General features: G+C 57.2%; 16 protein-coding genes. 8 read left to right on the top strand and 8 right to left on the bottom strand.

Annotated features, from left to right (window positions below):
- Window positions 1-2: 2 nt before the first annotated feature.
- From JHC09_RS05440 to metK, 5 genes are all read right to left on the bottom strand, one after another.
- Window positions 3-692: an RNA-binding protein gene (locus tag JHC09_RS05440; RefSeq protein ID WP_282567605.1), complete on the bottom strand. Its 690-nt coding sequence runs from the start codon at window positions 690-692 to the stop codon at window positions 3-5.
- Between the two features lie 30 nt (window positions 693-722).
- Complete coding sequence (nusA, locus tag JHC09_RS05435) at window positions 723-2318, bottom strand: transcription termination factor NusA (protein ID WP_182394619.1); 1596 nt, start codon at window positions 2316-2318, stop codon at window positions 723-725.
- Entirely contained in the window at window positions 2318-2944 is a 627-nt protein-coding gene (gene rimP, locus JHC09_RS05430) for a ribosome maturation factor RimP (protein ID WP_199531126.1), read from the bottom strand. The genes nusA and rimP overlap by 1 nt, the downstream gene beginning before the upstream one ends.
- A gap of 123 nt (window positions 2945-3067) precedes the next feature.
- The gene (gene trmB / locus JHC09_RS05425) at window positions 3068-3772 is read right to left on the bottom strand and encodes a tRNA (guanosine(46)-N7)-methyltransferase TrmB (RefSeq protein ID WP_199531125.1); all 705 of its coding nucleotides are present in this window, start codon (window positions 3770-3772) and stop codon (window positions 3068-3070) included.
- A 75-nt stretch (window positions 3773-3847) separates the two neighbouring features.
- Entirely contained in the window at window positions 3848-5104 is a 1257-nt protein-coding gene (metK, locus tag JHC09_RS05420) for a methionine adenosyltransferase (protein WP_199531124.1), read from the bottom strand.
- A gap of 213 nt (window positions 5105-5317) precedes the next feature.
- Here metK and JHC09_RS05415 point away from each other — a divergent pair, with 213 nt between their 5' ends.
- The 7 genes from JHC09_RS05415 to JHC09_RS05385 all read left to right on the top strand — a co-directional run bounded on the left by JHC09_RS05415 (window position 5318) and on the right by JHC09_RS05385 (window position 10968).
- Window positions 5318-5932 (top strand): ribonuclease H-like domain-containing protein, encoded by a 615-nt coding sequence (locus JHC09_RS05415; RefSeq protein WP_169194333.1) that lies wholly within the window; start codon window positions 5318-5320, stop codon window positions 5930-5932.
- A 14-nt stretch (window positions 5933-5946) separates the two neighbouring features.
- Window positions 5947-6600, top strand: a complete 654-nt coding sequence (locus JHC09_RS05410) for a hypothetical protein (RefSeq protein ID WP_199531123.1) — start codon at window positions 5947-5949, stop codon at window positions 6598-6600.
- A complete protein-coding gene (locus tag JHC09_RS05405; protein ID WP_199531122.1) occupies window positions 6597-7058 on the top strand; it encodes an LptA/OstA family protein in 462 nt (153 codons plus the stop codon). Before JHC09_RS05410 ends, JHC09_RS05405 begins: the two co-directional genes overlap by 4 nt.
- Window positions 7055-7810, top strand: a complete 756-nt coding sequence (gene lptB, locus JHC09_RS05400) for an LPS export ABC transporter ATP-binding protein (protein ID WP_169194336.1) — start codon at window positions 7055-7057, stop codon at window positions 7808-7810. The genes JHC09_RS05405 and lptB overlap by 4 nt, the downstream gene beginning before the upstream one ends.
- A gap of 133 nt (window positions 7811-7943) precedes the next feature.
- Window positions 7944-9443 carry an RNA polymerase factor sigma-54 gene (gene rpoN, locus JHC09_RS05395; protein ID WP_199531121.1) on the top strand — a complete coding sequence of 500 codons (1500 nt, stop codon included), beginning with the start codon at window positions 7944-7946 and terminating at the stop codon, window positions 9441-9443.
- 437 nt (window positions 9444-9880) lie between these two features.
- On the top strand, window positions 9881-10456 hold the full coding sequence (locus tag JHC09_RS05390; RefSeq protein WP_169194338.1) for an HPF/RaiA family ribosome-associated protein: 576 nt from the start codon (window positions 9881-9883) through the stop codon (window positions 10454-10456).
- Window positions 10457-10503: 47 nt separating this feature from the next.
- The gene (locus JHC09_RS05385; RefSeq protein WP_169194339.1) at window positions 10504-10968 is read left to right on the top strand and encodes a PTS sugar transporter subunit IIA; all 465 of its coding nucleotides are present in this window, start codon (window positions 10504-10506) and stop codon (window positions 10966-10968) included.
- Between the two features lie 73 nt (window positions 10969-11041).
- Here JHC09_RS05385 and JHC09_RS05380 read toward each other — a convergent pair whose 3' ends face one another.
- Together JHC09_RS05380 and JHC09_RS05375 are read right to left on the bottom strand one after the other, a co-directional pair.
- A complete protein-coding gene (locus JHC09_RS05380; RefSeq protein WP_199531120.1) occupies window positions 11042-11326 on the bottom strand; it encodes a DUF1150 family protein in 285 nt (94 codons plus the stop codon).
- Window positions 11327-11401: 75 nt separating this feature from the next.
- Window positions 11402-11821 carry an Hsp20 family protein gene (locus tag JHC09_RS05375; protein WP_199531119.1) on the bottom strand — a complete coding sequence of 140 codons (420 nt, stop codon included), beginning with the start codon at window positions 11819-11821 and terminating at the stop codon, window positions 11402-11404.
- 116 nt (window positions 11822-11937) lie between these two features.
- Between JHC09_RS05375 and JHC09_RS05370 the strand changes: the two genes are divergently transcribed.
- Window positions 11938-12789, top strand: coding sequence for a glycosyltransferase family 2 protein (locus JHC09_RS05370; RefSeq protein ID WP_199531118.1), 852 nt, complete (start codon window positions 11938-11940; stop codon window positions 12787-12789).
- Here the strand turns inward: JHC09_RS05370 and JHC09_RS05365 are convergent.
- Window positions 12764-13315 (bottom strand): TetR/AcrR family transcriptional regulator, encoded by a 552-nt coding sequence (locus JHC09_RS05365; protein WP_199531117.1) that lies wholly within the window; start codon window positions 13313-13315, stop codon window positions 12764-12766. The two genes, JHC09_RS05370 and JHC09_RS05365, sit on opposite strands and share 26 nt — an antisense overlap.
- Window positions 13316-13366: the final 51 nt, after the last annotated feature.

Here is a 13366-nt window from a genome sequence, read left to right as displayed (position 1 = left end):
TCCTATCGTCTTTCGTCCTGGTCCGCGGGCAAAAGCTCACCAATGGCAGATGCACTGCCGGTGTCTTCTTGCGTCGGTTGGGCGTTGTAAATGGCGAGACGTCTCGCCTTTGCAAGCGCCGATTGCGCAGCTGCCCCTGTCGTCAGGGCAGCATGTATCACATTTTCCAACCCAAGTGCCAAACCCATTTGATCACTTGAGAGCAATTCGAAGTGCGGCACATCTGGGCCAGAGATGCCCTCGTCGCGCCGCGCATAATTGAGAGCCCGCAAGGACCCTGTCATCTTGTTCCGCCCATCGGGCGCCGCGTCAGTCGCGGTGATGAGCGCCAAGGCCGTTCCATTGTCAAGAACGCCTTTGACTTTAGTCGCTCCGGTCACAAATTGACCGGCCTTTTTCGCCATGCCCAGTGCCGAAAGATAGCGCTGCTCAAGACGCAGTCTGGTGAGTTGTGCCAGATCATCCGGAACGGTTACAGGGGCCTTTAGGCTCCGTGCAAACGCCTTTTTCCGGACAGCTTCTGACACAGCTTCGTGATTGAGCGAGATCCAAACCCCGCGCCCTTCAGCGCGTGCCTCGACATCGGGGACTAGCACCTCATCGGGGCCAACCACGAAACGCACCAGCGCCTCGACCGGCAATTCCTCGCGGGTCAAGGCACAAGTTCTAGTTGTTTCTACGCGCCGGGCCACTGCCAGGTGCTCCCAAGAGGAGGGCGGTCGTTAGACCGCCTCCTCCACAGACTGATCGTCTTCGTCTGCAGGAATTTCGTCTGCGCTGATCCAACCAGCACGGATACGAGCCTGCATAATCATGTCTTCGGCTTCTTCGCGAGAAACCGGGAAGTCCTTGAAAGTACCTTCGAAGCGCTTCGTTTCGCCATCCTTGCGTTCGGTCCAGCCGATAAGATCATCCGCTGCACAACCAGCGAAGTCTTCGACCGTCTTAATGTCTTCCTTGCCCAGAGCCACCAACATGGCAGCGTTCAGGCCAGCAATTTCGTATAGCTCGTCTTCGACGCCAAGTTCCTTACGCTCTTCATCGAACTTGCGATCGATTTCAGCGAGGAAGTCAGCAGCACGGGCCTGAATTTCACCAGCGGTTTCTTCATCGAAACCTTCAATGGTGGCGATTTCGCCCGGCTCGATATAGGCCAGTTCTTCAACCGAAGAGAAGCCTTCCGAAGCCAGAAGCTGGGCAACCATTTCGTCAACGTCCAGCGCCTGCATGAACAGGGTCGAGCGTTCAGTGAATTCCTTCTGGCGACGTTCGCTTTCTTCCTGCTCGGTCAGGATGTCGATATCCCAACCAATGAGCTGGCTGGCCAGACGCACGTTCTGACCACGGCGACCGATGGCGAGCGAAAGCTGCTCATCAGGAACCACAACTTCGATGCGCTCGGCCTGTTCATCGAGAACAACCTTGGCAACGTCAGCAGGCTGAAGCGCGGATACGACGAGATCGGCAATGCCGTCGGTCCACGGAATAATGTCGATCTTTTCGCCCTGCAGTTCGGCCACAACGGCCTGAACACGCGAGCCACGCATACCAACGCAAGCGCCGACCGGATCGATCGAGCTGTCGTTCGAGGTAACGGCGATCTTAGCGCGCGACCCTGGGTCACGAGCGATGGAGCGAATGGTGATCACGCCATCATAGATTTCTGGCACTTCTTGCATGAAGAGCTTGGCCATGAACTGCGGATGGGTGCGCGAGAGGAAAATCTGCGGACCACGCTGTTCACGACGCACGTCATAAACATAAGCGCGGACGCGATCGCCGTAGCGGAACATTTCGCGCGGGATCAGTTCGTCACGACGAATGATGGCTTCGCCACGACCGAGGTCGACGATCACATTGCCATATTCAACGCGCTTAACCGAACCGTTGACGATTTCGCCAATACGGCCCTGGAATTCTTCGAACATACGGTCGCGCTCAGCGTCGCGGACCTTCTGAACAATAACCTGCTTAGCCGACTGAGCGGCGATACGGCCAAATTCCATTGGCGGCAGCGGCTCGGTGAGGAAGTCACCGATGCGCGCTTCAGGCGACTTGGTCTTGGCAAACTTGAGGTCAACCTGGCGCGCTGGTTCTTCAACGAACTCAACGATTTCGAGCAGACGCCACATACGGGTTTCGCCCGAGCGTGGGTTGATCTCAACCTTGATTTCGGTTTCAGCGCCATAACGGCCCTTGGCCGCCTTTTCCATGGCGTCCTGCATGGCTTCGATGACGACCATACGGTCGATCGACTTTTCACGCGCTACAGCGTCGGCGATCTGCAACAGCTCAAGGCGATTCGCACTAACAGCCATTATTTGGACTCCTCAGACATATCGTCGTCATTATCGGCGTCGGCGTATTCAACCGTTTCGGTTTCGTCGTCGTCGATTGGATGCAGCTCCTGCTCAGCGCGAGCCATATCCATGAGCTTGTCGGTCATGACCAGCTTGGCTTCCCCAATGGTTGAGAAGGCAAGCTTGTGATTTGGATCAGTACCGCCCGGCGCATCAGGCAGAGTGATGGTCACGCCATCCGCATCCACCGCAGTGATGCCGCCACGGAAGCGCTTGCGGCCATTGACCATGTCCATCAGCTCGATCTTGGCTTCATGGCCAAGGAAGCGCTCATAATCGCGCCTACGAACGAGGGCCCGGTCGATGCCCGGCGAGGACACTTCCAGATGATATTCGCGTTCGATTGGATCTTCTACGTCGAGAACCGGAGACAGGTCCTTGGACAGATTTTCACAATCGGTAATGTTGAAGCGGCCATTGGCATCTTCAGCCATAATCTGAAGGGTGCAGCCGTTTTCCTGCGTGATTTTCACACGAACCAGCGAGTAGCCGAGGCCATTAGCCACCGGCTCAACGATGCGCGAGATGCGAGCTTCAAGCCCGGTCTCTTTGATGTAGCGCTTTTCGGTCAGATCGAAAGCCATTGGATCCCAAGATAACAAAAAGAGCGGGGGCCTTCCGGCACCCACTCTCAGAAGAGAGCAACGATGTTGGTCTCTATATAGACCCTCAACCCGCCAATGGCAAGCCAAGCGAGAGGCTTCTCATCACACGCGGGTATAGGTGAAATACCAGGAAATCATCCGACCTTCGCGACGCGCCTTCTGTTCATAGCGAGTCGGCTTCCAACCCGCATAAGGAATGTGCCAATCACCGGGCGCGCTGGTTTCAAAGCGGAACTCAGGGCAGCGCACTAGATGCGCCTGCGTCCAATCGGCATAATCTTCAATGTCTGAGGCAAAGAAGAAATTGCCCCCCGGACGAATGACGCGGGAAAGCTGCGCCAAGGTGGTCGGCGACACAAAGCGGCGCTTGTGGTGACGACTCTTTGGCCACGGATCGGGATAGAGCAGATAAATCGCATCGACGGAGGCGTCGGGCAGGCTCATCAAAAACTTGAGCGCGTCATCGGTGAAGAGGCGGATGTTTTGCAGCTCCGCGGCAGCAATGGCCTGAACCATCTTACCGATACCGCCGGTAAAAACTTCGCAGCCAATAAAGCCAGTTTCTGGCTCTTCGGCAGCCTTGCGCGCCAGATGTTCACCACCACCATAGCCGATCTCGACCACAATGCGCTTGGCATCGGGATAGATCGAACGCGGATCAAATTGCTCATGGAGTTTGATCTCAACTTGCGGCAGCAGATCGTCGACCAGCTCAAGCTGCCCACCATGCAATTTCTTGCCAGAACGGCGACCAAAGAAGGCGCGCGGCTCGCCGGTGCGGGTTTTGGGTAGCTCGTGTTCGGTCATGGTCATCTAGAATAAATGAAGGGCCCCTTCGCTTGGTGCAAAAGAGGCCCTTGGTCAAGGTTATGCGCGTAAAGATCAGGCGACTGCGGCCTTGAGAGCCTTCACCAGATCGGTTTTTTCCCAAGAGAAAGAGCCATCGCGGCCGGCTTTGCGACCAAAATGGCCATAAGCAGCGGTGCACGCATAGATGGGCTTATTGAGATCGAGATGGGTGCGAATGCCACGCGGGGTCAGATCCATCACCTCAGCCAAAGCGGCTTCGAGCTTGGATTCATCGACTTTTCCGGTGCCATGCAGATCGACATAGATCGAGAGCGGCTTGGCAACGCCAATGGCATAGGAGAGCTGAATGGTAGCGCGGTCGGCAAGACCGGCTGCAACCACGTTCTTGGCGAGATAGCGCGCAGCATAAGCGGCCGAGCGATCGACCTTGGTCGGATCTTTGCCAGAAAACGCGCCACCGCCGTGAGGGGCTGCACCACCATAAGTGTCGACAATGATCTTGCGACCGGTCAAGCCCGCGTCGCCGTCTGGACCGCCAACGACGAACTTGCCCGTTGGGTTGACGTGCCAAACCGTGTCCGCCGAAATCCAGCCTTCCGGCAGAGCTTCGCGAATATATGGCTCGACGATCTTACGGACGTCAGCGGAGGAAAGCGTTTCATCCAGATGCTGGGTCGAAAGGACGATCTGCGTCACACCAACAGGCTGGCCGTTTTCGTAACGGACAGTCACCTGGCTCTTGGCATCTGGTCCCAGAACCGCAGCAGGACCGGTGCCGGACTTGCGCGCTTCGGTCAGGGTCTCAAGAATCTTGTGGGCGTAATAGATCGGGGCCGGTAGCAATTCTGGGGTTTCGCGTGCGGCATAGCCGAACATGATGCCCTGATCGCCAGCGCCAACATCCTTATTGCCGCTTTCGTCCACGCCCTGCGCAATGTCAGCGGACTGACCATGGAGCAGCACATCGATACGGCAGGTCTTCCAATGGAAGCCGTCCTGCTCATAGCCAATGGCGCGGATCGCCTTGCGAGCAGCAGATTTGAACTTGGACGGGTTCACCATCGGCGCACCGGCAGCATCGTGAACGATATTGCCCTGCTTGTCCTTCTTCAAAAGCGAATCGGGAACGCGCACTTCGCCAGCAATGACGACGCGATTGGTGGTCGCGAGCGTTTCACACGCGATGCGCACCTGCGCCGGATCCATGCCGGTCTTTTTAGCTTCCTTGAACACCAGATCCACAATCTCGTCCGAGATGCGGTCACAGACCTTATCGGGGTGACCTTCAGAAACGGATTCGGAGGTGAAGAGGTAAGACGAGCGTGCCACGCTAAAGTCCCCTAAAGTTCCAGACGCCCGAGGGCGCACACATATTGAGCGTTTTGTGACACTGGCGAAGGGGCGGGTCAAGGAGGATATAAAGAAATCTTGATATGGTTATATGCCAATGCGACGCATTTCATCTCGCAATTGTCCGCTTCGCCTTTCCATCGACACAGGTCTGTGCCAAGACAGGTGAAATTGAATTGCTGGACATCATTCATGGCCATCCGAGTACACCGCGGCGACCTGCCAAATCTGAACAACTACGGCCGCGAAGTTGCGATCGACACTGAAACAATGGGGCTCAACCCCAGTCGCGACCGCCTTTGCGTGGTGCAGCTTTCGCCGGGCGATGGCAGCGCTGACGTGGTGCAAATCCCGCAAGACGCAACCGAGGCACCGAACCTCGTCAAGCTGCTTGGCGACGCCAATGTGACCAAGATTTTCCACTATGCGCGCTTTGACGTCGCAGTGCTGAAAAACCGGTTTGGCGTGGTCACAGGTCCGATTTACTGCACCAAGATCGCCTCTAAGCTCGTGCGCACCTATACTGACCGCCACGGTCTGAAGGATCTTTCGCGTGAATTGCTCGGTGTCGACATGAGTAAGCAGCAGCAAAGCTCGGACTGGGGCAATACCAAGCTGACCGACGCGCAGCTTGAATATGCAGCTTCTGACGTTTTGCACCTGCACGACCTCAAGCGCCACCTAGACCGAATGCTGGCCCGCGAAGGCCGCACCGAGTTGGCGCAGCAATGCTTTGACTTCCTCAAGACCCGCTGCGAGCTCGATCTCCTGGGTTGGGAAGAAACCGACATTTTTGCTCATAGCTAAGAGTACCCCGCTCGATGAGCGATACGACGGCGAATTCGAGAGCATTTAAAAGGCTGGCGCGGCGCAATCGCTTCGTCGGCCTCTTGCGTGTTTTCGTGCCGATTTTGGGCGTGGTGGTGTTTGCAGCCCTCTGTCTGCAACTCTACATTTCCAGCATCAGCGGGCGGTTTGAAGTCGGCAATATTACTGTCACCCCAGAGGCCGTGGTTGTCGAAGCGCCAGAATATGTGGGCGTCCTGCCGGACGGATCGCGCTATCGCGTCTCCTCGGAAGGCGCGCGGTCGAGCAATGACCGGCGCGACTTTGTCGACCTCGAAAATGCCCGCCTCGTGATGGACCGCGCCGACGGCGTACAGTTTATTGCCCAAACCAATGACGCCGAACTCGACACTCTACGCGAACTCACCATCGCGCGCGGATTAACCGAGGTTTCGGACTCCACCGGTACAGTCGGGACGATTGTGAATTCGACCTTTGACTGGCGCAGCCAAATCCTGACCAGTGAAGGCCGTGTGGAAATTGATTACGCCGACGGTTCCTCTGTACGTGCCGAAGGTCTTGTTTATGATGCGGAAGCGGCACAGTGGACGTTCTCCCGCTCTGTCGTAACCATCCCCTCCACCCCGGGCGAGGGGCAGTCTGAGACTGAAGAAGGCGAAACACCATGAAACGCTGGTTAGCGATCCCCGCTGTGCTGATGCCGCTTTTAGCAGCTAGCCCCGCGCAGGCCCAAAACCCTGTCGAGATCTCCTCGGATGAGTTCGTGATGAACGAAACCGACCGGGAAGCAGTGTTCACCGGCAATGTTGTGGTCAAGCATCCCGTTGTAACCGTCTGGGCGCCCAAAGTTGTGGCGACCTATGGCGATGGCGGCACCAGCGACATCAAAACCTTCGAGGCCACCGGGGGCAATGTGCGCCTGCTGACCAAGGACCAGGATTCAACCGGCGACCGCGCCGTGTTCACCCCGGCCGACCAGCTGATGCGCCTTACCGGCAATGTGAAGGTGAAGAACGCGTCCGGCACTGTCGATGCGACCGAACTGGTGGTGAACCTTGAAACCAATGTCTCGACCTTCACCAGCTCTGGCGGCGGCCGCGTGACGGGGGTTTTTACCTCTCAATGAGTGCAGAAACCTCAGCACGTGTCGACCAGACCGGTTGGCTGGTCGCCAATAATTTGGCCAAGAGCTTCGGCAAGCGCGTCGTCGTGCGCGATGTGTCGCTCGCTGTAAGGCGCGGCGAAGCCGTTGGCCTGCTGGGGCCGAATGGCGCTGGCAAAACTACTGTCTTCACCATGATCATGGGCCTGGTAAAGCCAGACGCAGGCACCATTGTTATTGATGGTCAAAACATCACCCGCCTGCCGCTTTTTCAGCGCGGACAGCTGGGGATCGGCTATTTGCCTCAGGAGCCGAGCATTTTCCGCGGGCTGACCGTCACCGGCAATATCATGGCCGTGCTTGAAAACACGGTCAGTGGCAAGGCTGAGCGTAAGCGCCGCCTGGAAGCGCTGCTGAGCGAATTTTCTATCGAACATCTCGCGAAATCTAATGCCCTCGCCCTTTCGGGCGGTGAGCGTCGGCGCGTCGAAATCGCGCGTGCCCTTGCAGCTGACCCAGCCTTTATGCTGCTCGATGAGCCCTTTGCGGGCGTTGACCCCATTGCCGTGGCTGAAGTGAAGGGCCTCGTGCGCCAGCTCACCCAACGTGGCATTGGCGTGCTCATCACCGACCACGCTGTGCGTGAGACCCTTGGCCTCGTCGATCGCGCCTATCTTATCCATGGCGGCAAGGTGATGATCCAAGGCAAGCCAGAGATGATTTCGGCCGATCCAGAAGCACGACGGGTCTATCTGGGCGAAGGTTTCTCCATCTAGCGCGTTCTGGTTAAACTGAATTTCGTCGCCTGAAATATCTGGCACGAAACTTGCCGGACGCCTTATTTTGTTGCATGGTCCCGGCGGGAAGCGGCCTTATCGGCCGGACATTGCAACACGAGACCTCACACGCATGGCGCTTTCGCCACGGCTGGAATTTCGCCAGTCCCAATCGCTAACGCTGACGCCGCAGCTGATGCAGTCCATCAGACTGCTGCAGCTTAGCCATCTTGAGCTCAACGCTTTCGTTGAGACCGAGCTGCTGCGCAATCCACTGTTGGAGCGTGAAGAGGGGCCGAGCGAAGACAGCGCCGATAGCGAGCCGGTGGAAAAGCCGGTTGAAATGAGCGCCTATGAGGACACTGTCGCGCAGGGCGAACGTATTCAAGACGCTGACCAAATCGCTGAGGGCTATGACACGGCGGTCGAGAACGTCTTCCCCGATGCCATTCCGCAAGACATTGGCCAGACCTCTGGGCCGGACCGTGGCGGCTCGTTTGAGGGCGGCGAAACATCGGACCTCGACCAATATGTCGCCGCCAAGCCGCGCCTGTCTGATCATTTGGAAGCGCAGGCCAATATGGTGCTGCGCACGACAGCCGATCGGCTGATCGCCCAACATCTGATCGATGGGCTGAACGAGGCTGGCTATCTCAGCGTCGAACTCGACAGCATTGCCGAGCTGCTTGGGGCTGACATCGAAGATGTTGAGGCAGTTTTGCAGGTGCTGCAGACCTGCGAGCCCATGGGACTGTTCGCGCGGTCGGTGGCGGAGTGTCTGACACTCCAGCTCATCGAGCGGGATCGATTTGACCCGGTGATGCAAAAGCTGATCGAGAATCTGCATTTGCTGGCCGACCATAATATGTCGGCGCTGCTCAAAACCATCGGCTGCGACAAGGAAGATCTGATCGATATGTTGGCCGAGCTCAAGCAGCTCGACCCCAAGCCCGGCCTAGCGTTTGATATCGCGCCGGTTGAATCGATCGTTCCGGACGTGTTCGTTCGGCCAGGCACAGATGGCGGGTGGCAGATCGAACTTAATTCCGAGATCTTGCCGCGCGTGCTCGTCAACCGCGTCTATTACGCAACGGTCACAAAGAAGACCCGCGATACGGCCGAGAAGACTTTTCTGATCGACTGCCTGCAGACCGCAAACTGGCTGACGAAGAGCCTTGATCAGCGGGCGCAGACCATCACCAAGGTGGCGACAGAGATCGTTCGTCAGCAGGATGGGTTTCTGACCCACGGGGTCTCGCACCTCAAGCCGATGACGCTGAAAATGGTGGCCGAAGCCATTGAAATGCACGAGTCCACCGTGTCGCGCGTGACGGCCCAAAAATACATGGCCACCCCCCGCGGCCTTTATGAGATGAAGTATTTCTTCACCACCGCCATTGCCTCATCGGAGGGCGGGGCCGACCATTCGGCGGAAGCCGTGCGCCATCGGATCAAGAATTTGATCGACGCCGAAGACGCCAAGGCCATTCTCTCTGACGACACCATCGCAGAGATTTTGCGCAAAGAGCAGGGTATCGAACTGGCCCGACGCACTGTGGCCAAATACCGCGAAGGCATGAATATACCTTCCTCGGTCATTCGCCGTCGTCAAAAGAAGAACCTCGCCGACTAAAGAGGTCCCGCGCGCCTGCGCGTCTGACGACCAAAATCTGTCGAGATTTCAGGCTGATTTGGGAGGCTTTCGCCTTGGCTCGACCAGACGTGGAGAGGGGCTGGCGATGTCGCCGGCTAGACCAGGTGAAGTGACTGACAGGGCGCAATTTCTGCGCGTCGCGCTGACACAGAAAAAACCTTGAGCGCTAAGCAAAGTTTTTCGGAACTAAGGGCAAAACGCCCCGTTATTTCAGCGCGAAGCGTAGTCTGACAAAGGAGTGCTGTCACCTCGCTAAACTCCTAAGGAAGCCGAGTTCGTCATGGACTTGGATTAAGAGCGGGGCTAGCATCCTCTTGTCAGTGCGGTTTCGCGTGCTGACAGACGCAGATCCCGTAAAGCCGGGAAGCGGCTTACGGAACATCTCGTCTGGCCATACGACCGAAAGGAAGAAAGCCATGACCCTACGTGTTTCGGGAAAGAATATGGACGTTGGTGATGCCCTGCGTGGCAAAGCCCAAGATCACGTCGCTCATGTGGTGCGAAAGTACTTCGACGGCGGCTATGACGGCCATCTTACCCTGACGCCCGATGGCATTGGTTTCCATGCCGACTGCGTGGTTCACCTTGATACAGGGGCTACGCTGCAGGTGAGCGGGAAGGCGCAAGACCCGACCGCGACCTATGAAATCGTCGCAAACAATATCGAAAAAAGACTCCGCCGTTATAACCGCAAGCTGCGCTCGCACCGTCGTGCGGAAGCAAATGCCGAGGACGACTTCGTCGCGCAATACACAGTTTTTGGAGGGACAGAGGGTGTTGACGAGCTCGAAGAGGACTATGCTCCCCCGGTGATTGCCGAGACCACGAAAAACCTCCGACAGATGAGCGTAGACGAGGCCGTTATGGAGCTCGACTTCACCGGTCAACAAGTCGTTATGTTCCGCCACGCTGGACATGGCGGCCTGAATGTGGTCTACCGCCGCGCGGACGGCAATATCGGCTGGATTGACCCAGCCCTGAGCGCCAGTTAATGGGCGCCCGCCGACTGTTTTCGCTGATGAGACCCTAAGGCAGACTTATGGAATTGGCCGATATTCTGGCAGAACATGCCGTGCTGACTTGCACGGGTGTGCGCGACAAACGCCATCTGTTTGAGCTCCTTTCCCAAAAGGGCGCCGAGCTTACCGGATTTCCTGCAGAGACCATTCTCGAAGTGCTGATGGCACGAGAAGAGTTGGGTTCGACAGGTTTGGGCAACGGAATTGCTATCCCGCATGGCAAGGTATCCGGACTCCAAGGCGTAACCGCTGTGTTCGCTCGCCTTGATGAGGCGATCGAGTTCGACGCTGTCGACGACCAGCCAGTGGACATTGTCGTGATGCTGCTCGCCCCTGTTGGCGCCGGCGCTGATCACCTCAAGGCCCTTTCACGCGTAGCGCGCATTCTGCGCACCGAAAGCGTGGTCGACCAACTCCGAGCCGAAAACGATGCAGATCGTCTGCACGTGCTGCTGACCGAGCAGTTGGAAGAAGACGCGGCGTAAACCGCTAGGCAAAGATTAAAAAACCCCCGCAGCACGCGCTCCGGGGGTTTTTCTTTGGGCTTTTCAATCCTGCCTAATGCAGAGTTGCAACACCAATGCGCTGGTCCGACAGCCATTCTGCGACGGCCTCGGTGGTATCGGCCACCATGAGCGGGGTGCCATCAGCAGACATCACCAGGTGATATTCACCAGCGGCGTCGAAATGGCCTTCCTCGATGAGCGTCGTCAGCAGCGCGCCAGGCACGGCTTTAATATAGGCGACCGCATCACCCCCGAGCGCGGCAAACTGGGCGCGCGTGAGATGCTTAAGCGGGTTCAGTTCATCCGCATGAAGGTCGGAATTGCTTTTGTCCATCATCGGGTCGGCCCTTTCCTTTCCTTGGCTCTCTCCTGGCACGGGCCGGAGGCTCGGCCCTTGGGGAGGAGTGCTCATTTAGAGAGAGCGAATGTTGATAATTCGGGCGATCTTCTGAGCGCGAGGACGCTCAGCAGTGATAACGAGCATACCATGCCCTAAAGTTGCATCGAGGACTTGCATTCCGTCGGCAAGCAGAAAGCTCCGTTGGAATTGGCGGGCCGCAATGCCGCGATGCAGATAGTCACGACCGGGGTCGTCTTTCTGTTTTCCTCGTAGCTGCAGCTGATTGTCTTCAACCTGCACATCGAGTTCATTTTGCGAGAACCCAGCGACGGCAACCGAGATCAAAAATCGTTCAGCGCCATCTTCGGTCTGAACGCGCTCGATATTATAGGGCGGATAGCCGTCAGCAGCACGCTGAAGGCGATCAATGCGCTCCTCAAAGTTATCAAACCCGAGGAGGAAAGGTGCGGAAAACACCGAAATACGCGACATTTAAGCGTCCTTGAACATCAAGCAACGTCCTGTCGCAGACCCGAACACATATGGCGTCTGCAACGCGCTCAAGATATGGGTATGGCCTAGCCGGGTTCAAGAGCTAAGGAGCATCCATGCCCCATACGGTCGCCATCATTACGCCTGCCTTTCACGCCCAAAGCACGCTGGCGACGACCGCGACAAGCGTACTGAACCAAACACACGGCGACTGGGAACACTGGATCATCGCCGACGACGGCTTCGATTATCGCTCCTACATGTATGAACAGGGCCTAAACGATCCGCGCCAGCGTTTTCTCACCAGCGGCGGCATTGGCCTTGGCGCTTCGGTGACGCGCAATGTGGCACTCGAAACGATTACCGCGCCCTATGCCGCAATTTTGGATGCGGACGATCGGCTAAAGCCCACAAAACTTGAGAAAGCTGTGTCAACGCTCAAGGATTTTGCCATTGTCACCACCGCGCTTGATGTCATGGACATGAGCTTTGCCCACCTGCGCTTTGTCGGCGTTGGCGAGAACCGCGCGCTGACGCCGGGCGAACACAAATGGGTGAGCCTTTCGATGGACTCAATGGTGGTGTGGGACCGAGCCAAAGCTGATGGGCGGTTTGAAACCGGCATGAGCAATATGACCGATTTGGAGTTTTTGCTGCAGCTCTACCGGACGGCGCCACAAAGCTACCATTTGGGCGAGCCACTGCATGATTATATCAAGCGCGAAGGCTCGATGAGCAATTCCACCAATGTGACCGAAGGAATGATCCGCTCCAAGCGCGAAATCCTGAGGAGATTGGAAAGTGGCTATTATGGGCTATCGCAAAGCGATGTGGACGGCGTCGCTGCTTTCCTAACCATCTCGATAGCGGCCGAGGCCGAATTCGGCGATGCCCTCGCGGCACAGCCGGGCCTGCTCTTTGAAGATCACCTTGAGCCGCGCCTCAAGGCTTCTCGGCAAGCAGAATAGAGAGAATATCATTATGGATCTCGACCCAGTCGCTTTCGCTGATGGGGTAAAAATCCATGCCGCGCAGCAGGAGCGCGCCTTCGCTGGCAAAGAGCGCGAGGCGCGCTTTTCGACCTGACGGGGTCGAGAGGTCCAGCTTGCGCAGGAGTTGCTCGTAATACTCCAGCGCCCCTTTCCGATATTGCGGCGACCGCATGAAATTGGTCACGAGCGCAACCGAGCGCTCGTTCAGGCTCTGGCCGGCGTCGCGGCTGGCGATGGTATGGGCGCGAACGCGGTTTTCGCTTGTATCTTCCATCTCAGCCATGCGCGCGTTGGCGATCTCGTCCATTGCGGCAAAGACGCGCGTGAACATGGCGTCGATCAAACCATCCTTATTGGTGAACGCGTAAAGCACCCCGCCTTTGCTGACCCCAGCTTCGGCGGCAACCGCTTCGATTGTCAGCTGCCCAGCGCCATCGCGAAACACCACGCGCTCGGCGGCATCGAGCAAGGCACCACGATCAATTGTTTGTTTTCTACCCACTTTTTCTTATTTTCAATCCGTCCGGACGGATATAAATAGCCAATCTTTGGC

Origin of the sequence: Devosia sp. MC532, from assembly GCF_016461625.1 — a bacterium.
GTDB lineage: Bacteria > Pseudomonadota > Alphaproteobacteria > Rhizobiales > Devosiaceae > Devosia.
The sequence above is the reverse complement of the archived record's forward strand: the minus strand, read 5'-3'. Positions and strand labels throughout refer to the sequence as shown.